24 protein-coding genes are annotated in these 20859 nt (G+C 66.3%); 20 read left to right on the top strand and 4 right to left on the bottom strand.

Features of this window, described 5'->3' with window-relative positions:
• The first annotated feature begins 3 nt into the window (after window positions 1–3).
• Genes H7F35_RS10360 through H7F35_RS10350 form a run of 3 tightly spaced genes read left to right on the top strand, consistent with a single transcriptional unit; the run spans window position 4 to window position 4067 of the window.
• Window positions 4–1650 carry an ABC transporter permease gene (locus tag H7F35_RS10360; protein ID WP_187112783.1) on the top strand — a complete coding sequence of 549 codons (1647 nt, stop codon included), beginning with the start codon at window positions 4–6 and terminating at the stop codon, window positions 1648–1650.
• A 24-nt stretch (window positions 1651–1674) separates the two neighbouring features.
• Window positions 1675–2655, top strand: coding sequence for an ABC transporter substrate-binding protein (locus H7F35_RS10355; RefSeq protein WP_187112782.1), 981 nt, complete (start codon window positions 1675–1677; stop codon window positions 2653–2655).
• The gene (locus H7F35_RS10350; protein WP_187112781.1) at window positions 2652–4067 is read left to right on the top strand and encodes an L-serine ammonia-lyase; all 1416 of its coding nucleotides are present in this window, start codon (window positions 2652–2654) and stop codon (window positions 4065–4067) included. Before H7F35_RS10355 ends, H7F35_RS10350 begins: the two co-directional genes overlap by 4 nt.
• Window positions 4068–4085: 18 nt before the next feature.
• Here the strand turns inward: H7F35_RS10350 and H7F35_RS10345 are convergent, their stop codons facing one another.
• A complete protein-coding gene (locus H7F35_RS10345; protein WP_187112780.1) occupies window positions 4086–4718 on the bottom strand; it encodes a LysE family translocator in 633 nt (210 codons plus the stop codon).
• A 64-nt stretch (window positions 4719–4782) separates the two neighbouring features.
• Between H7F35_RS10345 and H7F35_RS10340 the strand changes: the two genes are divergently transcribed.
• Window positions 4783–5259, top strand: coding sequence for a GNAT family N-acetyltransferase (locus H7F35_RS10340; RefSeq protein ID WP_187112779.1), 477 nt, complete (start codon window positions 4783–4785; stop codon window positions 5257–5259).
• A gap of 10 nt (window positions 5260–5269) precedes the next feature.
• Here H7F35_RS10340 and H7F35_RS10335 read toward each other — a convergent pair whose 3' ends face one another.
• Window positions 5270–5974 (bottom strand): GntR family transcriptional regulator, encoded by a 705-nt coding sequence (locus H7F35_RS10335; protein WP_261803590.1) that lies wholly within the window; start codon window positions 5972–5974, stop codon window positions 5270–5272.
• A 347-nt stretch (window positions 5975–6321) separates the two neighbouring features.
• Here H7F35_RS10335 and H7F35_RS10330 point away from each other — a divergent pair, with 347 nt between their 5' ends.
• The 10 genes from H7F35_RS10330 (at window position 6322) to H7F35_RS10285 (ending at window position 16049) form a co-directional block, all read left to right on the top strand.
• A complete protein-coding gene (locus tag H7F35_RS10330; protein ID WP_187112778.1) occupies window positions 6322–7062 on the top strand; it encodes a DUF969 domain-containing protein in 741 nt (246 codons plus the stop codon).
• Between the two features lie 5 nt (window positions 7063–7067).
• Window positions 7068–8024, top strand: a complete 957-nt coding sequence (locus tag H7F35_RS10325; protein WP_187112777.1) for a DUF979 domain-containing protein — start codon at window positions 7068–7070, stop codon at window positions 8022–8024.
• A gap of 10 nt (window positions 8025–8034) precedes the next feature.
• Window positions 8035–8712 carry a pyroglutamyl-peptidase I gene (pcp, locus tag H7F35_RS10320; protein ID WP_187112776.1) on the top strand — a complete coding sequence of 226 codons (678 nt, stop codon included), beginning with the start codon at window positions 8035–8037 and terminating at the stop codon, window positions 8710–8712.
• Between the two features lie 42 nt (window positions 8713–8754).
• On the top strand, window positions 8755–9525 hold the full coding sequence (locus H7F35_RS10315; RefSeq protein WP_187112775.1) for a LamB/YcsF family protein: 771 nt from the start codon (window positions 8755–8757) through the stop codon (window positions 9523–9525).
• Between the two features lie 2 nt (window positions 9526–9527).
• Complete coding sequence (gene pxpB / locus H7F35_RS10310) at window positions 9528–11126, top strand: 5-oxoprolinase subunit PxpB (protein ID WP_187114224.1); 1599 nt, start codon at window positions 9528–9530, stop codon at window positions 11124–11126.
• Window positions 11127–11142: 16 nt separating this feature from the next.
• Window positions 11143–12873, top strand: a complete 1731-nt coding sequence (locus tag H7F35_RS10305; RefSeq protein WP_187112774.1) for an acetyl/propionyl/methylcrotonyl-CoA carboxylase subunit alpha — start codon at window positions 11143–11145, stop codon at window positions 12871–12873.
• A gap of 82 nt (window positions 12874–12955) precedes the next feature.
• The gene (locus H7F35_RS10300; protein WP_187112773.1) at window positions 12956–13921 is read left to right on the top strand and encodes a LysR substrate-binding domain-containing protein; all 966 of its coding nucleotides are present in this window, start codon (window positions 12956–12958) and stop codon (window positions 13919–13921) included.
• Window positions 13922–14055: 134 nt separating this feature from the next.
• Complete coding sequence (locus H7F35_RS10295; RefSeq protein ID WP_315970476.1) at window positions 14056–14631, top strand: Dps family protein; 576 nt, start codon at window positions 14056–14058, stop codon at window positions 14629–14631.
• A gap of 78 nt (window positions 14632–14709) precedes the next feature.
• A complete protein-coding gene (gene ubiA, locus H7F35_RS10290) occupies window positions 14710–15570 on the top strand; it encodes a 4-hydroxybenzoate octaprenyltransferase (protein WP_187112772.1) in 861 nt (286 codons plus the stop codon).
• A gap of 11 nt (window positions 15571–15581) precedes the next feature.
• A complete protein-coding gene (locus H7F35_RS10285; protein WP_187112771.1) occupies window positions 15582–16049 on the top strand; it encodes a MaoC/PaaZ C-terminal domain-containing protein in 468 nt (155 codons plus the stop codon).
• A 3-nt stretch (window positions 16050–16052) separates the two neighbouring features.
• Here H7F35_RS10285 and proC read toward each other — a convergent pair whose 3' ends face one another.
• Together proC and H7F35_RS10275 are read right to left on the bottom strand one after the other, a co-directional pair.
• A complete protein-coding gene (gene proC, locus H7F35_RS10280) occupies window positions 16053–16910 on the bottom strand; it encodes a pyrroline-5-carboxylate reductase (RefSeq protein WP_187112770.1) in 858 nt (285 codons plus the stop codon).
• Window positions 16907–18034: an esterase-like activity of phytase family protein gene (locus tag H7F35_RS10275; protein WP_187112769.1), complete on the bottom strand. Its 1128-nt coding sequence runs from the start codon at window positions 18032–18034 to the stop codon at window positions 16907–16909. Before H7F35_RS10275 ends, proC begins: the two co-directional genes overlap by 4 nt.
• A 260-nt stretch (window positions 18035–18294) precedes the next feature.
• On the opposite strand from H7F35_RS10275, the gene rplN reads away from it, so the two are divergent.
• From rplN to rplF, 6 genes are read left to right on the top strand one after another with little or no spacing between them, the layout of a single operon-like run.
• Window positions 18295–18663, top strand: a complete 369-nt coding sequence (gene rplN, locus H7F35_RS10270) for a 50S ribosomal protein L14 (protein WP_068630284.1) — start codon at window positions 18295–18297, stop codon at window positions 18661–18663.
• Between the two features lie 12 nt (window positions 18664–18675).
• Window positions 18676–19008, top strand: a complete 333-nt coding sequence (gene rplX, locus H7F35_RS10265) for a 50S ribosomal protein L24 (protein ID WP_187112768.1) — start codon at window positions 18676–18678, stop codon at window positions 19006–19008.
• A gap of 11 nt (window positions 19009–19019) precedes the next feature.
• A complete protein-coding gene (gene rplE / locus H7F35_RS10260) occupies window positions 19020–19559 on the top strand; it encodes a 50S ribosomal protein L5 (RefSeq protein ID WP_187112767.1) in 540 nt (179 codons plus the stop codon).
• A gap of 8 nt (window positions 19560–19567) precedes the next feature.
• Complete coding sequence (gene rpsN / locus H7F35_RS10255) at window positions 19568–19873, top strand: 30S ribosomal protein S14 (RefSeq protein ID WP_187112766.1); 306 nt, start codon at window positions 19568–19570, stop codon at window positions 19871–19873.
• A 20-nt stretch (window positions 19874–19893) separates the two neighbouring features.
• Window positions 19894–20289 carry a 30S ribosomal protein S8 gene (rpsH, locus tag H7F35_RS10250; protein WP_013544112.1) on the top strand — a complete coding sequence of 132 codons (396 nt, stop codon included), beginning with the start codon at window positions 19894–19896 and terminating at the stop codon, window positions 20287–20289.
• Between the two features lie 24 nt (window positions 20290–20313).
• Window positions 20314–20847: a 50S ribosomal protein L6 gene (rplF, locus tag H7F35_RS10245; RefSeq protein ID WP_187112765.1), complete on the top strand. Its 534-nt coding sequence runs from the start codon at window positions 20314–20316 to the stop codon at window positions 20845–20847.
• Window positions 20848–20859: the final 12 nt, after the last annotated feature.

The following is a 20859-nucleotide window of genomic DNA, read 5'->3' as shown; positions in this document are numbered from 1 at the left end:
GCCATGAAAATCAAATGGTGGCCCTGGGGTTTCCTGACCCTGCTCAGCCTGCTGCTGCTCTTGTTCTTCGTGTTCTATCCATTGGGCACGCTGTTCGTGAACAGCGTGCGCGACGAGTCGGGCGCGTTCTCGCTGTCCGGCTTCATCACGCTGCTGCGCGACAGCGAATACCTGCTGGCGTTTCGCAACACGCTGGTGCTCGGCGTGACGGTCACGGCCTGCACGGTGGCGGTGGGCGTGCCCTTCGCCTACATGGTGGCGCGCTACGACTTCCCGCTGAAGAACCTGGTGGCCGTGCTGCCGATCATGACCATCGTGATTCCCGAGATCATCGTCGGCCAGTCGTGGCTGCTGCTGCTGGGCAACAACGGGCTGGTGACCAACATGCTGGCGAGCGTGGGCATCGAGCTGCCGACCTTCTATGGCTGGACGGGCATGGTCTTTTCCATGACCTTGGTCTACTACACCTACATCTATCTCGGCGTGCTGGCCGCGCTGCGCGGCTTCGACGGCCAGCTCGAAGAAGCGGGCCTGAGCCTGGGCACCTCGCCGCTGGTGACCAAGCTGCGCGTGCTGGTGCCGGTGATCCTGCCGGCGGTGCTGGTGAATGCGCTGGTGGTGTTCACGCTGGTGGTGGGCAACTTCGCGCTGTCGGTGGTGCTGGGCAGCAGCGTGCCGCTGCTGTCGGTGATGACGTACAACGCCTTCGTCGGCGAGATGGGCGGCAGCCCGACGCTGCAAAGCGCGATGTCGGTGATTTCCATCGGCATCGTGGCCATCGTGCTGTTCTTCCAGAAGCGCGTGGTGGAGCGGAAGATCTACACGATGACGCAGGGGCGCGCACCGGCGGTGGTGCGCGTGCGCTCGGGCGCGGCGGTGCTCTACACGCTCAGCGTGGGCGTGATCATCGTGCTGTCGATGCTGCCGCTGGTCATCGTCTTCGTGGGTGCGTTCACCGAAACCAGCGGGCCGGTGATGCGCTGGGGCCAGTGGTCGCTGTCGAGCCTGGAGCGTGCGCTGCGCGGTGCGCCGGAGCCGATCTTCAATTCGCTGAAGTTCGCCTCGATGGCCACGGTGGTGGGCGTGGCCTTCGCCGTGCTGGTGAGCTACCTGACGATCAAGAAGCGCAACCCGTTCACGCAACTGCTGGACTACATCGTGGTGCTGCCGCTCACCATCTCGGGCACGGTGCTGGGCATCGCGCTGGTGCAGACCTTCAACACCGGCTGGCTGGTGCTGGCGGGCACCTCGGGGATCATGGTGCTGTGCTACACGGTGCGCCGCCTGCCCTTTGCGGTGCGCAATGCGTCGTCGACGCTGTTCAACATCTCGGACTCCATTGAGGAGGCGTCGATCAGCCTGGGCGTGTCGCCGCTGATGACTTTCTTCAAGGTGCTGCTGCCGGCGATGAAGGCTTCGATCATTTCGGCCGGCATCCTGATGTGGGTGACCACCATTTCGGAGCTGTCCGCCTCCATCGTGGTCTACACGGGCGGCCTGGAGACCATGCCCATCGCCATCTTCCGCCAGGTCGACGGCGGTCGCCTGGGGCTCGCTTCAGCCTATGGCGCGGCACTGGTCAGCGTGATCCTGCTGCCCATCATCGTGTCGATCAAGGTGTTCCGCATCAATCTCTTTTCCAGCAAATAACCAACTTCAACCTGCGAGGTTTTCATGTCCTTCAAGTCTCTGGCGAAATGCGCGGTCACAGCCCTGGCCCTCGTGGCGGGCGTGGCCGGCGCGCAGACGGTGGTGCTCTATTCGTCCAACAACACGGAAACCGTCGAGACCGCGCTGGCCGTGGTCAAGAAGAAGTCGCCCGCGCTGACGGTGCAGCAGGTCACCGGCGGCACCGGCACGCTGATGAAGCGCATCCAGGCCGAGGCCAAGAGCCCGCGCGGCGACGTGCTCTGGAGCGGCGGCTTCGGCACGCTGGGCGCCTACAAGGACCAGATGGCGCCCTACAAGTCGCCTGAGCTGGCGGCCGTTCCCGCCGCGTTCCGCGGGCCGAACGATCTGTGGGTCGGCACCAACGTGCATGTGATGGTGATGATGGTCAACGAGCGCCAGCTCAAGGGCATGGCCGCGCCCAAGACCTGGTCGGACCTGATGCGCCCCGAGTGGAAAGGCAAGTTCGCCATCACCGACCCGAGCAAGAGCGCCACGGCCTACATGCTGGTGTACGGGCTGCTCAAGCAGTTCGGCCGCGACGGCCTGGCCAAGCTGGCGGCCAATGCGGTCATTACCGCGTCTTCGGGCAGCACCTACAAGGGCGTGGCGGCCGGCGAATACCCGGTGGGCCTGACCATCGAGTACGCAGCGCAGGAGTACGTGGCGGGCGGGCAGAAAGAGATCAAGCTGGTCTATCCCACCGAAGGCAGCTACCTGGCGCCTGAAGGCATGTTCATCGTGAAGGGCGCAAAGAACATGGACGCCGCCATCACGCTCTACAACGACCTGCTGAGCAAGGAGACGCAACAGGAATTGCTGGTGAAGAACTTCCGCCGCCCGGTGCGCAGCGACATTCCGGTGTCCAAGCTCACCTCGCTGCCTGATCTGGGCGCCATCAAGATCTTCCCGCTCGACCAGGAAGCTGCTTCGGCAGAGTACGAGCAGCTCGTGGCCCTGTGGAACCTGGCGGTGAAGGCGCGGTGACCGACGCCGCGAAGGCGGGTTCCACGCCCGTCAGCGCCTTCGATCTTTTCAAGATCGGCATCGGGCCGTCGAGTTCGCACACGGTCGGGCCGATGATCGCGGCCCGGCAGTTCGCCTGCCTGCTGCAAGCAAGAGGCTTGCTGCCGAAGGTGGCCGCGCTGGTGACGCAGTTGTATGGCTCGCTGAGCGCGACCGGCCGCGGGCACGGCACGGACCGTGCGGTGCTGCTCGGTCTCGAAGGCCATCGGCCGGACCTGATCGACCCTGATCCCATCGAGCCCGCCGTCGCGGCCATCCGGCAAGACCGGCGCCTGCGCCTGCTCGGCGTGCACACCGTGGCGTTCGATGAAAAGGCGCACCTGCTCTTCATGCGAAAGAGCTTGCCGTATCACCCGAACGGCATGCGGTTCATGGCGCTGGACGCGCAGGGCCTGCCGCTGGCCGAGGCCGACTATTTCTCCGTGGGCGGCGGTTTCGTCGTCGATGCACACGGCGTCGGCGTGCGCAACGACGAGGGCGCACAGCGCCCGCCGCCCGCTGCGCTGCCCTTTGCCTTCGAGACTGGCGCGGACCTGCTGGCGCAATGCAAGGCGCAGGGGAAGTCGATTGCCGCGCTGATGATGGACAACGAAACGCAATGGCGCCCGCAGGCCGAGGTGCGGGCGCAACTGCTGCGGGTGTGGGAAACCATGGCCGGGGCCGTGCAGCGCGGTTGCGCGAGCACCGGCACGTTGCCCGGGCGCATGCAGGTGCGGCGGCGCGCGGCGGACCTGTTCCGGCAACTGCAAAGCGGCACGCCCGGCACCGCGCCGGACCCGCTCGCGGCGATGGACTGGGTCAATCTGTACGCGATTGCCGTCAACGAGGAAAACGCAGTCGGGGGGCGCGTGGTCACCGCGCCCACCAACGGCGCGGCGGGTGTGATTCCGGCGGTGCTGCACTACCACCAGCGTTTCTTTCCCGGCGCGGGCGACGATGCAGTGGTCGAATTTCTGCTCACCGCCGCAGCCATCGGCATCATCTACAAGAAGAACGGCTCGCTCTCGGGCGCGGAAGTGGGGTGTCAGGGTGAAGTCGGCGTGGCCTGTTCGATGGCGGCGGGTGCATTTGCCGCCGTGATGGGCGGAACGCCCGGGCAGATCGAGAACGCGGCCGAGATCGGCATGGAGCACAACCTGGGCATGACCTGCGACCCGATCAGCGGACTGGTTCAGATCCCGTGCATCGAGCGCAATGCGATGGGGGCCGTGAAGGCCATCAACGCCGCGCGCATGGCCTTGCGCGGCGATGGCTCCCACTTCGTCTCGCTGGACAAGGTCATCAAGACCATGATGCAGACCGGCGCGGACATGAAGACCAAATACAAGGAAACATCGCGCGGCGGCCTGGCTGTGAACATCGTCGAGTGCTAGCGCGACGCCTGGGATGCGTCAGCCCGCCGGCCGCCGCGTGAACGCCAGGATCAGCCCGAAGCCGACCATCATGCTGCCGCTGACCCGGTTGAACCAGCGCATCGCGCGGCTGCCGTTGGCCATGCGGCGCATGCGCGCGCCCAGCAGGGCATAGAGCGCAATGGCAACCAGCTCGAACACCAGGAAGGTCGCGCCCAGCAGCAGGTAGCTGGAGGCGTACGCGCCGGGCACCACGAACTGCGGAAAGAAGGCGGTGAACACCAGGATGGCCTTCGGGTTGCCCGCCGCCACGGTGAACTCCTGGCGCGCCAGTGCGCGCAGCGAGGGCGGCGCGGACGCATCGCGCGCCTGCACCTCGGCCGTGGGCGCCGGGGCGCGCAGCAGGCGAACGCCGATCCACACGAGGTACGCGGCGCCGATGTACTTGATGACGTCGAAGGCCGTCTCCGACGCCACCAGCACCGCGCCCATGCCCAGGCCCGCGATGGCGATCATGATCGCGAAGGCCAGCAGGCGGCCACCGGCCGCAAGCACGGCAGGCGACACGCCGTGCCGTGCGCCGTTGGTCACCGACAGCAGGTTGTTGGGGCCGAACGCCATGTTGATGGCGAAGCAGGCGGGCAGGAACAGCAGGTAGGCAGACAGGGTCATGGCGGGTATCCGTCAGCGTGGCGTGGCAGGGTCGGCCATTATTTCAGTTCACCCGAGGCATGCAATGACAACGAACCCACCCCTGAACATCCGCACCGCCATGCTGGCGGACCTGCCCGCCATTGCGACCATGCTGGTCGACGACGTGCTCGGCGCATCGCGCGAACGAACCGGCGATCTTTCCGTCTACGAAAGCGCGTGGCGGCAGATGCAGGCACAAGCCGGCAACGAAGTGCTGGTCGCGGTGCTGGGGTCGCAGGTCGTGGGCTGCCTGCAGCTCATCGTCATTCCGGGGCTGGCGCGGCAGGGCGCGCTGCGGGCGCAGATCGAGGGCGTCCGGGTGGCGTCCACCCATCGCGGGCAGGACATCGGCGAGCGCATGTTCGCCCACGCCATCGAGCTTGCCCGTGCGGCGGGCTGCCGCCTCGTGCAGCTCACCACCGACAAGCGCCGCACCGACGCGCACCGCTTCTACGAGCGCCTCGGCTTCGAGGCCACGCACGAGGGCATGAAGCTGGAGCTGGCTGCTGCGATCAGCTAGCGCGTAGTCATCAGCCGTCGATGCCGCTTTCAGGCATCTGCCGCGCGTAGACCGCAAGCACGATCCGCTCGGAGTGAATGAGGTAGTCGTTCAGCGCCACCGAGCCCTCGGCGAACTTGCCGGCTTCGATGAGTTCGAGCAGCTTGGTGTTCATGTCCACGTAGGGCGCGTGCAGGAACTCCGGGTCCTTGAGCAGGCCGAAGGCCAGCCGCAGCTCGACCAGGATGTGCGCGAACAGGATGTTCAGCCGTTCGCTGTCGGCCAGTTCCACGATCCCCTTGTGGAACTCCATGTTGGCCGTGCCCACGCCCAGCCAGTCGCCGGCTTCGCGGCACTTGAGCGCCATTTCCACCGCATCGCGCATGTGCTTCTTGGCGGGATGGCGCGGGTAGGCCTGGGCCAGCGCCTGGCATTCGATGAGGCGCCGCACCCGGTAGATGTCGATGATCGACGCGATGCTCGGCACCGCCACGAACACGCCGCGGTTGGGCGCGTGCTTGAGCAACCCCTCCTTGGTCAGCGTGCGGAACACCTCGCGCAGGGTGTTGCGCGAAATCTCCAGGCTGTCGGCCAGCGCGGCTTCCGACAGCCGCTGCCCCGGCGAGAACTCGCCCTTCACGATCTTCTGGCGAATGAGTTCGGCCACCCGGTCGTTGAGGGTCTGCGCGCCGGCGGCCGGCGCGGCAGGGGAAGTGGGGGAGACCAGTCGGTTCATGCCGGGAGGGGATGGAAAGGGAGCGTGGATGCCGCGCGCTCACCGGCCATGCCGACTGGGCGACACCGTCCCACAAGGCGCAGCGAGCCTGCTTTGTAGCAGATTTCCCCCGTGCCGAGCCGCGCATGCGGAGTGGCGGGATGTGCACCAAAGAATGCTTTTTTCAGGGTTTTCATGGGGGTATTCAGGCACTGTTGTTGGGCACACTACATTAAATTGTTCAACAACTTGCTTGTAATGAGTGATTCATAAGAAATGAATTGCTCATTCATTGGCACGAGGTTTGCATCAATCGATTCACCGGCGCGCCCGCGCAGGCTGGCTCCGAGTTCAAACGAAAGACCCACATGACTCCTGACATTCCCCTGTGGCCGCTGATTGGCGTGGCCGTGATCATTGCGGGGTTCATCCTGCGCTTCAATCCGATGCTGGTGGTGATCGTCACGGCCATCGTGACGGCCTTCGCCGCCGGCTTCAGCCCGATGGCGGTGCTGACAGCCATCGGCACCGGCTTCATCAAGACGCGCAACCTGCCGCTGATCATTCTTTTGCCGCTGGCGGTGATCGGGCTGCTGGAGCGCCATGGCCTGCGCCAGCATGCGCAGAACTGGATCAGCCGCATCAAGTCGGCCACCGCCGGCCGCCTGCTGATCGTCTACCTTGCCGCGCGTGAACTCACGGCGGCCATGGGCCTGACCAGCCTGGGCGGCCATCCGCAGATGGTGCGTCCGCTGCTCGCGCCGATGGCCGAAGGCGCCACCGAGACCCGCTACGGCAAGCTGCCCGACCGCATCCGCCACAAGCTGCGTGCGTACGCCGCGGCCACCGACAACGTGGGCCTGTTCTTCGGCGAGGACATCTTCGTGGCCTTCGGCGCCATCGTGCTGATGACCACCTTCCTGCACGAGGCCGGCATCGACGTGGAGCCGCTGCACGTCGCGATGTGGGGCATTCCGACGGCCATCGCCGCTTTCATCATCCATTCTTGGCGCCTGCGCCGGCTGGACCAGTCGCTGGCCCGTGAACTGGGCGGTGCCGCCGGCACCACCGAGCCGTCCGCCGCCGTGCCCGCCAAGGAAGGACGCTGATCATCATGATTCTCTCGATCCAGCACCTGTACCTTCTGGTCGGCCTCATCCTCGCCATCACGGCGATCATGACGCTGACCGACACCAAGCACCCCAAGCGCTACACCAGCGCGCTGTTCTGGGGGCTCTATTCGCTGGTCTTCCTGGTCGGTGACAAGCTGCCGCCCGCATGGGTCGGCGTCGGCGCCATCGCCATGGCCGTGATCGCCGGCATGCGCGGCGTTGGCGCGGGCAAGCACAGCGAGCCCACGCCCGAGCAATACCAGGCCAGCGCCACGCGCCTGGGCAACAAGCTGTTCATGCCGGCACTGGCGATTCCGCTGGTCACCGTCATCGGCACCGTGCTGATGAGCAAGGTCAAGATCGGCGACGCCTTCCTGCTCGACCCCAAGAACACCACGCTGGTGAGCCTGGGCGTGGGCTGCGTGGTGGCGCTGGCGCTGGCCTGCTGGCTGACGCGCGAGACGCCGGTGCAGGGCATGCGCGAGTCGCGCCGCCTGACCGACGCACTCGGCTGGGCCGTGGTGCTGCCGCAGATGCTGGGCATGCTGGGGCTGGTGTTCTCCGACGCCGGTGTGGGCAAGGCGGTGGCGTACATCACCACCAGCTACATCAACATGGACATCCGCTTCGTCGCTGTCGTGGTGTACGTGCTGGGCATGGCGCTGTTCACCATCATCATGGGCAACGGCTTCGCGGCCTTCCCGGTGATGACGGGCGGTGTCGGCGTGCCGGTGCTGGTGGGCGTGTACCACGGCGACCCGGCGGTGATGGCGGCCATCGGCATGTTCTCGGGCTACTGCGGCACGCTCATGACGCCGATGGCGGCCAACTTCAACATCGTGCCGGCGGCGCTGCTGGAGCTGCCCGACAAGAACGCGGTGATCAAGGTGCAGATACCGACCGCGGCAGCGCTGCTGGTGGTCAACATCTTCCTGCTGTACTTCCTGATGTTCCGCTGAGGCACCGCGCATGACCACAGCCACCGATGCGAAGGCACGCCGCGTGCTGGTCGCGGGCTTCGAGCCCTTCGAGAACGACCCGGTCAACCCCGCGTGGGAAATTGCCCGCGCGCTCGACGGCTGGGCCTGCGAAGGCGCCGTGGTGCAGGCGGTGCAGTTGCCCTGCGTGTTCGGCCGCGCCATCGACACGCTCGATGCCGCGTTGACCGGCCCGCCTCCGCAGCTGGTGCTGTGCATCGGCGCGGCGGGCGGGCGCACTGAAATTTCGATGGAGCGCGCCGCGCTGAACATCGACGACGCGCGCATCCCCGACAACGCCGGACAGCAGCCCATCGACCTCCCCGTGGTCAAGGACGGCCCGGCGGCCTACTTCGCGACGCTGCCGATCAAGGCCATGGTGCGCGACATGCGCGCGGCGGGCCTGCCCGCGGCCGTGTCGAACAGTGCCGGCACCTTCGTGTGCAACCACATCTTCTACGCGCTGATGCATCGGCTCGCGACGCGTCCGGCACTGGCGCACGCGCGCGGCGGCTTTGTCCACGTGCCTTACCTGCCCGAGCAGGCCGCCTCGAAGCCCGGCGTGGCGAGCATGACGCTGGCCGCGCAGGTGGAGGCCTTCCGCGTGGCGATCCGCACCGCGCTCACCGTGCGCAACGACGTGCGCGAAACCGCCGGCCGACTGCATTGACCTGACCCCAAGGCGTGCGTGCATGCACGCCGGAGACCTCCGATGAACATCGACTTGAACAGTGACCTCGGCGAAAGCCTGGGCGTCTGGCGCATGGGCGACGACGCCGCCATGCTGGGTATCGTGAGCAGCGCCAACGTGGCCTGCGGCTTTCATGCGGGCGACCCCGCAGGCATCCTGCGCACGCTGCGCCAGGCGAAGGAACGCGGTGTTGTGGTCGGCGCCCACGTGGCCTACCGCGACCTGGTCGGCTTCGGCCGCCGCAACATGGACGTCGACAGTGCCGACCTGCGCGCCGACGTGATCTACCAGATCGGCGCGCTGAAGGGGCTGGCTGCGGCAGCCGGCACCACCGTGCGCTACGTGAAGCCGCACGGCGCGCTCTACAACACCATCGCCCACGATGAGCGCCAGGCGCGCGACGTCATCGCCGCCATCCGCGAGATCGACCCCGGCCTGTGCCTCGTCGCGCTGGCGGGCTCGCCGCTGCTGGGCTGGGCCGAGGCCCAGGGCCTGCGCGCGGTGGCCGAAGCCTTTGCCGACCGCGCCTACACGCCCCAGGGCACGCTGGTGTCGCGCCGCGAACCCGGTGCGGTGCTGCACGACGCGCAGGACGTGGCCGAACGGATGCTGCGGCTGGCCAGCGATGGCGTGGTCACGGCCATCGACGGCAGCGTGGTGCGCATCCAGGCCGACTCGGTCTGCGTGCATGGCGACAGTCCGGGCGCGGTCGAGATGGCGCGCCGGGTGCGCGAACGGCTCGAGCAGGCCGGCGTGACGATCCGTCCCTTCGTGGAAGCGGCTGCTGCATGACGATGCGCTTCCTGTCGGTCAATCTGAATGCGGTGCTGGTCGAACTCGACGACCTGGCACAGACGCTCGCGCTGCTGGCGTCGCTGCGCGCCGAGCCCATCGCGGGCGTCGAAGAACTGGTGCCCGCCGCGCGCACGATCCTGGTCAGCTTTCGCCCCGCCGCGATTTCGGCGGCGGCGCTCGCACGCGAGATCGGGCAACGCAGTCTGGACGCGCGGGAGACGCGCATCGACAAGCGCATCGAGATTCCCGTGCGCTACACGGGCGAGGACCTGGCCGAAGTGGCCGGTCTGCTCGGCATCACGCCCGAGGAGGTGGTGCGCCGCCACACCGGCAGCGACTACACCGTCGCCTTCACCGGCTTCGCGCCCGGCTTTGCCTATCTGGCCGGTGGTCATCCCAGCCTGAACGTGCCCCGGCGCGCGGTGCCGCGCACCCGCATTCCGGCCGGTGCGGTCGGGCTGGCGGGCAGCTTCAGCGGTGTGTATCCGCAGGCCAGCCCTGGTGGCTGGCAGATCATCGGCGTGACCGACGCGCCGATGTGGGACTTGGCACGTGAAACGCCGGCGCTGCTGCAGCCCGGTGACACGGTGCGCTTCGTGGATGTCACGGCATCGGAGGTGTCGTTGCCTGTGGCTGCACAGATCGCCACGGCGCCAGTCCCTGCCGCCATCGAAGGCGGCTGTGCTTTCGAGGTTCGCGCCGCAGGACTGCAGGCGCTGTGGCAAGACCATGGCCGCCACGGTCAGGCGAAGCAGGGCGTGTCTGCCTCCGGCGCAATGGACCAGCGGGCGCTGCAGGCGGCCAATCGACTGGCCGGTAATGCCTCCGACACCGCCTGCATCGAGATCGCCTACGGCGGCTTCCAGTTTGCCTGCCGTGGCGAAGCAGTGATCGCCGTCACCGGTGCCGACGGGCCGCTCATGCTGACACGCGCTGATGGCGCGCAGTGGCCATTGCCGCGCCATCAGCCCGTCGCGCTGGCCGATGGCGACATCGTGACGCTGGGCGAGCCGGCCGCCGGCATTCGCAGTTATCTGGCGGTGCGCGGCGGCTTCGCCATCGCGCCCGTGCTTGGCAGTTGCTCGACCGACACACTGGCCCGCATCGGCCCGCCAGCACTGGCTGCGGGCGATGTGCTGCCGGTGCGCGCAGTCGCATCCGGCGCCGTCGTCGGCACGCCTGAAGCAGCGCCGGTTGATCTGCCCACCGTGCACGAAGAGGTCGTGCTCGACATCGTGCTCGGACCGCGCACCGACTGGTTCACGGCCGATGCGGTCGAGCGCCTGTGCAGCCAGCCGTGGCTGGTCACGCCGCAGTCCAACCGCGTCGGCATCCGGCTGGCGGGCGAGCAAGCGCTGGTGCGCGCCAATCCTTCCGAGCTGCCCAGCGAAGGCACCGCCAGGGGCTCGATCCAGGTGCCGCCGAGCGGCCAGCCCGTGCTGTTCCTGGCCGACCACCCGCTGACCGGCGGCTACCCCGTGATCGCCTCCATCGCCACCCATCACCTGGACCGTGCGGGGCAGATCCCCGTGAACGCCCGCATCCGCTTCCAACCCATTGCGGGCCAAGGCTCTGGCCTCGGCCCCGTCGAACTTTGAGATCGAGAGCCTTCCGATGAAAAAAGTCCTGATCGCCAACCGTGGCGAAATCGCCGTGCGCATCACGCGTGCCTGTGCCGACTACGGCGTGCAATCGGTCGCCGTCTATGCCGATGCCGATCTGGATGCCCTGCACGTGCGCATGGCCGACGAGGCCTACGGCCTGGACGGCAACCGCCCGGCCGACACCTACCTGAACATCCCCAAGCTGCTCGCGGTGGCCAAACGCAGCGGCGCCGATGCGGTGCACCCCGGCTACGGTTTCCTGTCCGAGAGCGCGGCCTTCGCGCAGGCGGTCATCGACGCGGGCCTGATCTGGATCGGCCCGTCGCCGTCCGCCATCGCCCGGCTGGGCGACAAGGTGCAGGCGCGCAAGCTCGCGATGCAGGTCGGTGCCCCGCTGGTCGCGGGCACGGCCGACCCGGTGACCAGCGCCGACGAAGTGCTGGCCTTTGCCGAGCAGCACGGCCTGCCGGTCGCCATCAAGGCCGCGTTCGGCGGTGGCGGTCGCGGCATCAAGGTCGCGTGGCGCATGGATGAAGTGGCGGGGCTGTACGAGTCGGCGGTGCGCGAGGCCATCACGGCCTTCGGTCGCGGCGAGTGCTATGTCGAGCAGTTCCTCGACCGGCCGCGCCACGTCGAGGCCCAGGTCATCGCCGATACGCACGGCCAGGTGGTCGTGCTCGGCACGCGCGACTGCTCGCTGCAGCGGCGCAACCAGAAGCTGGTGGAAGAGGCGCCCGCGCCCTTCCTCAGCGACGCGCAGCGCGAGCGCATCCATCAGTCGGCGCGCGACATCTGCGCGGCGGCCGGCTACACCGGTGCCGGCACGGTCGAGTTCATGCTCAGCGCGAGCGGTGCGATCTCCTTCCTCGAAGTCAACACGCGGCTGCAGGTCGAGCATCCGGTGACCGAGGAAACCACGGGCATTGACCTTGTGATCGAGCAACTGCGCATTGCCGACGGCCTGCCGCTGTCGATCACGCAGACGCCGGTGCCGCGCGGCCACTCGTTCGAGTTCCGCATCAACGCCGAAGACGTGGGCCGTGGCTTCCTGCCTTCGCCGGGGCCGGTCAATGTGTTCGACGCGCCCTCGGGTCCTGGCGTTCGCGTCGACACCGGCGTTGTTGCCGGCGGGGCGGTGTCGGGCACCTTCGATTCGCTGATGGCCAAGCTCATCGTCACCGGCGCCACGCGTGCGCAGGCGATTGCGCGGGCGCGTCGCGCGTTGAAAGAATTCCGCATCGAAGGCTTGGCGACGGTGCTGCCGTTTCACCGTGCGGTCATGGCGCATCCTGACTTCGTTTCGGAAGATGCCTTCAAGGTGCACACGCGCTGGATCGAGACCGACTTCGCGAATGCGGAGACGGCTGCCGTGCGGCCCGAGCCGATGCCGGACACCGCGCTGGTCCGCACGGCGATCGAAGTGGGTGGGCGCCGCATGTCGCTGGGCCTGCCGCCCGAGCTGCTGCGCGGGCTGTCGTCGGCTGGCGGTGGTGCGGGCGCCGTGCCTGTTGCGCAAGCGCCGGTGGCAGACGCTGCCGCTGTGGCCGCGCCGGTCTCCGGCACCCTGCAAGGTTGGAAAGTCGCCGATGGCGACGAGGTCGCGCAGGGCGCCGTCATTGCCGTGATGGAAGCGATGAAGATGGAGATGCAGGTCGTCGCGCATCGGGCGGGGCGCATCACCATGTCCGCTGCGGCGGGCGGCTACGTGGCGGCCGGCGTGGCGATCGCGACCATCGGTTGAGGTCGGGCGGCCGGCTTTTCGCCGGCGGCTTAGACCCCGGGCAAGCCGGGTCACACACCCTTGCGCATAATTGACGCAAGCTATGACTCTCACCGAACTCAAATACATCGTCGCAGTAGCCCGCGAACGGCACTTCGGCAAGGCGGCCGAGGCCTGCTACGTCTCCCAACCGACCCTCTCGGTGGCCATCAAGAAGCTCGAGGACGAACTCGAAGTCAAGCTCTTCGAGCGCAGTGCCGGCGAAGTGACCGTCACGCCCCTCGGCGAGCAGATCGTGCAGCAGGCGCAAAGCGTGCTCGACCAGGCCGCCAGCATCAAGGAAATCGCCAAGCGCGGCAAAGACCCGCTGGCCGGCCCGCTGAACCTGGGCGTGATCTACACCATCGGGCCGTATCTCTTGCCCGACCTGGTGCGCCAGGTGATCTCGCGCACGCCGCAGATGCCGCTGGTGCTGCAGGAGAACTTCACCGCCAAGCTGCTGGAGATGCTGCGCGCCGGCGAGATCGACTGCGCCATCATGGCCGAGCCTTTTCCCGACACGGGCCTTGCGATGGCACCGCTGTACGACGAGCCCTTCATGGCGGCGCTGCCCATCAAGCACAAGTTCGCCGACCGCGAATCGATCACCTCTGAAGAGCTGCAGAACGAGACCATGCTGCTGCTGGGCACGGGCCACTGCTTTCGCGATCACGTGCTCGAGGTGTGCCCCGAGTTCGCACGCTTCTCCAGCAATGCCGAAGGCATCCGCAAGAGCTTCGAGGGCTCGTCCCTGGAAACCATCAAGCACATGGTGGCCTCGGGCATGGGCGTGACGCTGGTGCCGCGCCTGTCGGTGCCGGCCGAGGCGCTCAAGCCCAAGGGCAAGGGCCGCAAGGACTCCGAGCAGATGGTGCGCTACCTGCCGGTGCGCGACGCGCACGACCGCGATCCGCCCACGCGCCGCGTGGTGCTGGCATGGCGCCGCACCTTCACGCGCTATGAAGCGATTGCGGCCCTGCGCAACGCGATCTATGCGTGCGAGCTGCCGGGCGTCAAGCGCCTCTCATAGAAATTCGAGGAGTCGGCCTACGCGCCGGCTGTTTTGAATCGTTCATCGCTGGGATAGAGTGACGCTGTTGCGAAGCCGCAGCGCGGCTTCGAGAATCACTCGTTCACACCCAACTTGAAGAAAGAGCTCTCGCCATGGCCAAAGCCTCGAAGAAATCGTCGTCTCCTTCCTCCGCCGGCAAGGTGCCCAAGAAGGGTGGCGCCGTGGTCGCGCAGGAGTCCGGCAGCCGCAACGCGCCGATCATCAACATCGGCATCGAACGCCAGGACCGCGCGGCCATTGCCGAAGGCCTGAGCCGCGTGCTGGCCGATACCTACACGCTGTACCTCACGACGCACAACTTCCACTGGAACGTGACGGGCCCGCATTTCAACTCGCTGCACGCGATGTTCATGGGCCAGTACACCGAGCTGTGGACCTCCACCGACGTGCTCGCGGAACGCATCCGCGCCCTTGGCCACTACGCGCCGGGTTCGTACGCCGAGTTCAGCAAGATCGCCACCGTGCCCGACGTGCCGCAGACACCGCCCAAGGCCATGGAGATGGTGCGCATCCTGGTGAAGGGCCATGAAACCGTGTCGCGCATCGCGCGTGAATTCATCCCCGTGGCCGAGGAAGCCGGCGACGATCCGACGGCCGACATGCTGACCGCGCGCTGCACGGTGCACGACCAGACGGCCTGGATGCTGCGTTCGCTTCTGGAAGACTGAACGCGCCCTGCGCCTTCGCGAAAATCCGAGAGCGGCACAATGGCCGCTCTTTTTTTGCCCGTCTGTTCGGCCACTCGCATGCTTGCCCGTCGTTTTGCGCTCTACCTCGACCTGATCCGCTGGAACCGCCCCGCCGGCTGGCTGTTGCTGCTGTGGCCCACGCTGGGCGCGCTCTGGTTTGCCGCCGATGGCTGGCCGGGCTGGCACCTGATCGTGGTGTTCACGCTCGGCACTTTCCTCATGCGCAGCGCCGGCTGCTGCGTGAACGACGTGGCCGATCGCGAGTTCGACCGCCATGTGAAGCGCACCGCCCAGCGCCCGGTGACCAGCGGCGCGATGTCGGTCAAGGAAGCATTGGGCCTCGGCGTGGTGCTGGCGCTGGTGTCCTTCGGGCTCGTGCTCACGACCAACCGCACGGCGGTGCTGTGGTCATTCGCGGCGCTGGCGATCACGCTGATCTATCCCTTCGCCAAGCGCTTCGTGTCGATCCCGCAGGCGGTGCTGGGCATTGCCTTCAGCTTCGGCATTCCGATGGCGTTTGCGGCGGTGCAGTCGATGGTGCCGTGGTTTGCCTGGTGGCTGCTCGCGGGCAACCTGTTCTGGGTGCTGGCCTACGACACCGAATACGCGATGGTCGACCGCGACGACGACCTGCGGATCGGCATGAAGACCTCGGCCATCACCTTCGGCCGCTTCGACGTGGCGGCGGTGATGCTGAGCTACGCGATCTTCCTGGCGATCTGGATCTGGGCCGGTGCCAGCCGCTCGCTGGGCATGCTGTTTTACGTGGGGATCGTCGGGGCCGTGGCACAGGCGTTCTGGCACTGGCGCTTGATCCGCGAGCGCACACGCGAGGGCTGTTTCAAGGCTTTCCGCGAGAACCATTGGCTGGGCTTCGCGGTGTTCGTCGGCATCGTGGCCGGCTACGCGATTCGTTGAAAGGGCTGCGCATGCTGGAACGACTGACGCAGAAGATCGGCCAGGAAGGCCTGTCCGAATGGCATCTCATCACGCAGGAGATGGTCGACCGCTACGCGGTGCTGTCCGGCGACGGTGAAGGCGAGTGGATCCACCTGGACCCGGAGCGCGCTGCGCGCGAGACGGATTACGGGGGCACGATCGTGCCGGGCTTCTTCCAGGTGTCGCACCTGATCCGCCTGACCGGCGAGGCCATGCGCACGCTGCTGCCCTTCGACTCGAACCACGCGCTGAACTATGGCTTTGATCGCCTGCGCTTCGTCAGGCCGATGCCGGTGGGGGCGCGTTTTCGGGCGCGTGTGCGCATTGCCGAAGTAACGCCTAAGCCCGGCGACAGCTTTCTGCTGAAGGAAGAGGTGTGGCTCGAACTGGAAGACGGCACCGTCACGCTGGCTGCCGAGTGGCTGTTCTTCCTCGGGCCCCGCGCGCTGCCGGCCTGAGCTTCAGCCGCGGCCGAATTCTTCGCCCAGTTCGGCCGCCCGCTTCTGTGCCGCGCGGATTGCGGTCTTGAACTGCGCCTTGACGTCCGCGCCCTGCAGCGAGGTGATGGCCGCATAGGTGGTGCCCCCCTTGGAGGTCACGCGCTCGCGCAGCACCGAGGGCGGCTCGGTCGCGCTGTGCGCGAGGGCAGAGGCGCCGGTGAAGGTGCCGATGGCCAGGCGCTGGGCCTGGTCGGGCGTGAGGCCCATCTCGACGCCGGCTTCGGTCATGGCCTCGATGAAATAGAACACATAGGCCGGGCCCGAGCCCGACATTGCCGTCACTGCGTCGAGCGCGGGCTCGGCGTCGACCCAGATCAGTTCGCCGGTGGGGGTCAGCAACTGAGTGACCAGCGCCTTGTCGGCGCTCGCGACGGCGGGCCGGGCAAAGAGGCCGGTCATGCCCTTGCCCACCAGCGCGGGCGTGTTGGGCATGGCGCGCACCACGCGCTCGGTGCCGAGCCAGCGGGTGATGCTGTCGGACGGAATGCCCGCGGCCACGCTCAGGTGCAAGGCCTGCGAGGCATTGGCGCGCACGGGCTTGGTGGCATCGGCGAAGGTCTGGGGCTTCACCGCCCACACCACGACAGCGCAGCGCGACAGGCTCTCGCCAGCCTCGGCCTTCGCCACGATGCCGAAAGACTGCGCCAGCTTCGTGCGGGCCTCCTCGAAGGGCTCGACCACCTCGAACGCGTCCGCCGGGGCGCCTTGCTGGATCAGTCCGCCAATGATGGCGCTGGCCATGTTGCCGCCGCCGATGAAGGCGATGGGCGGCAGTGGCGAGGGGGCGGTGCGGGGCAGGAAGGTCACGGCGATGGTCATGGTCGGTCGGTGTATTCGAAGGCTGCGAACTGGGTGACTTGCAGGGGATTGAAATTGTCGTCGCTCACGACCACGAGCATGCGCTTGCCATTGGGCAGTAAGGGGCCCCAGCACATGCCTTCGGTGTTGTCGAGGCGGGACAGGCCCAGCGCGGCGAAGTCGGCCACCAGGGTCTTGGCGGCGGGCCGATGGTTGCCGGGTGCCAGCGCATCGACGGCCAGCACGTCGCTGGCCACGCGGGTGTCCATTTCATAGAGGCGCAGCGAATTGCCCGTGCCGGCGGCGTAGGCGCGCTCCAGCACCAGCATGCGGTGGGCGTCGAGCATCAGGATCTCGCTCACGCCGTTGTCGGCGTAGGTGCCAGGGACCAGCGGCCGCAGCGGGATGGCGTCCGGCACATAGGCGATCTGGCGGGTGACCTTGCCGGTCTCCAGGTCGAGCTGGGTGAAGCGGCAGGGGCCGCCCGGTGCGCCGGTGGTCGGCACGGGGCCGTCCTGGATCAGGGCGTTTTCCATTCCCAGCCAGGCGAAGCGGCCGTCGGGCGTGAGGGTCACGCCCTCGAAAGTCAGGTTGTCGCGCGGCCCGCGGCGCTGTGCGGGATCGGGGGTGAACATCGCGGGCATGGCGAATTCACGCAGGAAACGGCCATCGCGCGCCGACTCATACAGCGCGGGGCCGAAACCGCGGGCGATGTCGCCTTCGCTGGTCCAGAGCAGGGTGTCGGTGGCGGGGCGCAGGCGCAGGGCTTCGGGGTCTGGGATCGGGAGTCCGTCGACAGCCTGGCGTCGACCGGGCCAGGGGCCGCCGCCTGGGCGTTGCAACAACACCACGCCCGTGGGAGCGGGTGGTGCGGCCTCTGGCTGAGGCCAGCGGGCGACGTAGTAGCGGACAGGCGCAAGGTCTGACCGGTCATCGCTGATGAGCAGGTACTCACCTCGCGCTGGGTCGTAGTCGATGCCCGAGAGGCCCCCGGCCGTGGTGCCCTCTATAGATAGGCGGTGTGGCCATCGCGCTTCCGCAATGCGCCGTAGCCGGCCGGGGTCCGGATGCGGGGTGGCGCTCCCGCAACCAGCCAGGCCCAGCGCCAGCAGCCCGGCGCCGCCCGCCAGGAGGCGCCGGCGCATGGGGCGTAGCGGGGGCGGTGAGAGGGAATTCACTGTGGTGCGCACGCCCCGAAGTCTAGTGGCAGTGCGTGATGGTGTAATGGGGTTGTTGACATCGGCACAAGTGCGTGCAACAATCGCGGGCTTCGCTTCCAAAAGGCGAAGCTTTCAGCCCAAAGCGGAAGTGCCTCGAGTGGTTCGAGGTGCCAACGACGGGCCCAAGACTGACCGCGGTGCTTCCCTCCTGGAAGTTCATCGGTACAAGTTGGGAATATCAAGAAATGATCCAAACTGAATCCCGGCTCGAAGTGGCCGACAACACGGGCGCGAAATCCGTCCTGTGTATCAAGGTGCTCGGTGGCTCCAAGCGGCGTTATGCCAGCGTGGGCGACGTCATCAAGGTCAGCATCAAGGAATGTGCTCCACGTGGTCGCGTCAAAAAGGGCGAGATCTACAGTGCAGTGGTGGTTCGCACCGCCAAGGGCATCCGTCGTGCTGACGGCTCGCTCGTGAAATTCGACGGCAACGCAGCAGTGTTGCTCAACGCCAAGCTGGAGCCTATCGGCACCCGCATCTTCGGACCGGTGACGCGCGAGCTGCGCACCGAAAAGTTCATGAAGATCGTGTCGCTGGCTCCTGAAGTTCTGTAAGGACACAACGCCATGAACAAGATTCGCAAAGGCGACCAGGTCATCGTGTTGGCCGGTCGTGACAAGGGCAAGCGCGGCACCGTCACGCTTCGCAAGGACGATTCGCACATCGTCATCGACGGTCTGAACCTCGTCAAGAAGCACACCAAGCCGAACCCGCTCAAGGGTACGACTGGTGGCATCGTCGAGAAGTCCATGCCTATTCACCAATCCAACGTGGCGGTCTTCAATGCCGCGACCGGCAAGGCCGATCGCGTGGGCATCAAGATCACCCAGGGTGCTGACGGCAAGCGCGTGGCTGTTCGCGTCTTCAAGTCGAGCGGCGACGAAATCAAGTTCGCCTAAGAGGTACTCATATGGCACGTCTCCAACAACAGTATCGCGAAAAGATCGCGAAAGACCTGACGGAAAAGTTCGGCTACAAGTCGCCGATGCAGGTCCCCCGCCTCACCAAGATCACGCTCAACATGGGTGTGGGTGAAGCAGTCGCCGACAAGAAGGTTCTCGACAACGCCGTCGCCGACCTGACCAAGATCGCCGGCCAAAAGCCCGTGGTCACCAAGTCGAAGAAGGCTATCGCCGGTTTCAAGATCCGCGAAAACCAGCCGATCGGCTGCATGGTCACGCTGCGTGGCGTGCAGATGTATGAGTTCCTGGACCGTTTCGTGACCATCGCGCTGCCGCGTGTTCGCGACTTCCGCGGCATCTCTGGCCGTGCGTTCGACGGCCGTGGCAACTACAACATCGGCGTCAAGGAACAGATCATTTTTCCTGAAATCGAGTACGACAAGGTCGATGCCTTGCGTGGTCTCAATATCAGCATCACGACGACGGCCAAGACCGATGAAGAAGCCAAGGCGCTTCTCGCTGGTTTCCGTTTCCCGTTCAAGAACTGAGGCGAACTGTGGCTAAACAATCTTTGATCCAGCGCGAACTCAAGCGCGACAAGCTGGTTGCCAAGTTCGCTGCGAAGCATGCAGAACTGAAGGCAGCTTCCAACGACGTGAAGAAGACCGACGAAGAGCGTGCAGCTGCCCGCCTGGGTCTGCAAAAGCTTCCGCGCAACGCGAATCCGACCCGCCAACGCAACCGTTGCGCGATCACCGGTCGTCCGCGCGGTACCTTCCGTCAATTCGGTCTGGCTCGCGCCAAGATCCGTGAACTGGCTTTCGCTGGTGACATCCCCGGTGTCACCAAGGCCAGCTGGTAAGCCAGGCAGGAGCAAACAACATGAGCATGAGTGATCCCATTGCCGACCTGCTGACGCGTATTCGTAACGCGCAGATGGTGGCGAAGCCCACTGTGTCGGTCCCCTCTTCCAAGGTGAAGATCGCGATCGCACAAGTCCTGAAGGACGAAGGCTACATCGACGGTTTCCAAGTCAAGACCGAAGCTGGCAAGAGCGAGCTTGAAATTGTCCTGAAGTACTACGCTGGCCGTCCGGTCATCGAGCGCATCGAGCGCGTGAGCCGCCCTGGCCTGCGCGTCTACAAGGCCAGTGCTTCCATTCCGCAAGTCCAGAACGGCCTCGGCGTTGCGATCGTCACGACCCCCCAGGGCGTGATGACCGACCGCAAGGCACGCGCTACCGGTGTCGGTGGCGAAGTCCTGTGCTACGTCGCCTAACCGAGACATCGAGGAGTTACTGAAATGTCCCGAGTAGGAAAAATGCCGATCACCATCCCCGCTGGCGTGGATGTGTCGATCAAGGAAGACCAGATCAGCGTGAAGGGCACGGGCGGCACGCTCGTCCTGCAACGCAATGCACTGGTCAAGGTCGTCAGCAATGACGGCAAGCTGAACTTCGAACCTGCCAACGAGTCGCGTGAAGCGAATGCGATGAGCGGCACGATCCGTCAGCTGGTGAACAACATGGTTGTTGGCGTGACCAAGGGCTTCGAGAAGAAGCTCAACCTGGTCGGCGTCGGCTTCAAGGCTGCGGCGTCTGGCGCCAAGCTGAATCTGCTGGTTGGTTACTCGCACCCGGTCAACATCGAAATGCCCCAAGGCATCACGGTGACCACCGCGACCCCGACCGAAATCCTGATCAAGGGCGCTGACCGTCAACGCGTTGGTCAAATCGCCGCTGAGATCCGCGCTGTTCGTCCGCCTGAGCCTTACAAGGGCAAGGGCATCCGTTATTCGGACGAGAAGATCGTGATCAAAGAGACCAAGAAGAAGTAAGGGGCAGCAAAA

Source organism: Variovorax sp. PAMC26660, assembly GCF_014302995.1.
Taxonomy (GTDB): domain Bacteria; phylum Pseudomonadota; class Gammaproteobacteria; order Burkholderiales; family Burkholderiaceae_C; genus Variovorax.
Note: the sequence above shows the minus strand (reverse complement) of the source record. Positions and strands in the feature narration are given on the sequence as shown.

Bases quoted from the DNA above. Each gene is read 5' to 3' on its own strand.
- H7F35_RS10360 (WP_187112783.1), top strand. From the start codon at position 4: ATGAAAATCAAATGGTGGCCCTGGGGTTTCCTGACCCTGCTCAGCCTG.
- H7F35_RS10355 (WP_187112782.1), top strand. From the start codon at position 1,675: ATGTCCTTCAAGTCTCTGGCGAAATGCGCGGTCACAGCCCTGGCCCTC.
- H7F35_RS10345 (WP_187112780.1), bottom strand. From the start codon at position 4,718: ATGACCCTGTCTGCCTACCTGCTGTTCCTGCCCGCCTGCTTCGCCATC.
- H7F35_RS10340 (WP_187112779.1), top strand. From the start codon at position 4,783: ATGACAACGAACCCACCCCTGAACATCCGCACCGCCATGCTGGCGGAC.
- H7F35_RS10335 (WP_261803590.1), bottom strand. From the start codon at position 5,974: ATGAACCGACTGGTCTCCCCCACTTCCCCTGCCGCGCCGGCCGCCGGC.
- H7F35_RS10330 (WP_187112778.1), top strand. From the start codon at position 6,322: ATGACTCCTGACATTCCCCTGTGGCCGCTGATTGGCGTGGCCGTGATC.
- H7F35_RS10325 (WP_187112777.1), top strand. From the start codon at position 7,068: ATGATTCTCTCGATCCAGCACCTGTACCTTCTGGTCGGCCTCATCCTC.
- pcp (WP_187112776.1), top strand. From the start codon at position 8,035: ATGACCACAGCCACCGATGCGAAGGCACGCCGCGTGCTGGTCGCGGGC.
- H7F35_RS10315 (WP_187112775.1), top strand. From the start codon at position 8,755: ATGAACATCGACTTGAACAGTGACCTCGGCGAAAGCCTGGGCGTCTGG.
- pxpB (WP_187114224.1), top strand. From the start codon at position 9,528: ATGCGCTTCCTGTCGGTCAATCTGAATGCGGTGCTGGTCGAACTCGAC.
- H7F35_RS10305 (WP_187112774.1), top strand. From the start codon at position 11,143: ATGAAAAAAGTCCTGATCGCCAACCGTGGCGAAATCGCCGTGCGCATC.
- H7F35_RS10300 (WP_187112773.1), top strand. From the start codon at position 12,956: ATGACTCTCACCGAACTCAAATACATCGTCGCAGTAGCCCGCGAACGG.
- H7F35_RS10295 (WP_315970476.1), top strand. From the start codon at position 14,056: ATGGCCAAAGCCTCGAAGAAATCGTCGTCTCCTTCCTCCGCCGGCAAG.
- ubiA (WP_187112772.1), top strand. From the start codon at position 14,710: ATGCTTGCCCGTCGTTTTGCGCTCTACCTCGACCTGATCCGCTGGAAC.
- H7F35_RS10285 (WP_187112771.1), top strand. From the start codon at position 15,582: ATGCTGGAACGACTGACGCAGAAGATCGGCCAGGAAGGCCTGTCCGAA.
- proC (WP_187112770.1), bottom strand. From the start codon at position 16,910: ATGACCATCGCCGTGACCTTCCTGCCCCGCACCGCCCCCTCGCCACTG.
- H7F35_RS10275 (WP_187112769.1), bottom strand. From the start codon at position 18,034: ATGCGCCGGCGCCTCCTGGCGGGCGGCGCCGGGCTGCTGGCGCTGGGC.
- rplN (WP_068630284.1), top strand. From the start codon at position 18,295: ATGATCCAAACTGAATCCCGGCTCGAAGTGGCCGACAACACGGGCGCG.
- rplX (WP_187112768.1), top strand. From the start codon at position 18,676: ATGAACAAGATTCGCAAAGGCGACCAGGTCATCGTGTTGGCCGGTCGT.
- rplE (WP_187112767.1), top strand. From the start codon at position 19,020: ATGGCACGTCTCCAACAACAGTATCGCGAAAAGATCGCGAAAGACCTG.
- rpsH (WP_013544112.1), top strand. From the start codon at position 19,894: ATGAGCATGAGTGATCCCATTGCCGACCTGCTGACGCGTATTCGTAAC.
- rplF (WP_187112765.1), top strand. From the start codon at position 20,314: ATGTCCCGAGTAGGAAAAATGCCGATCACCATCCCCGCTGGCGTGGAT.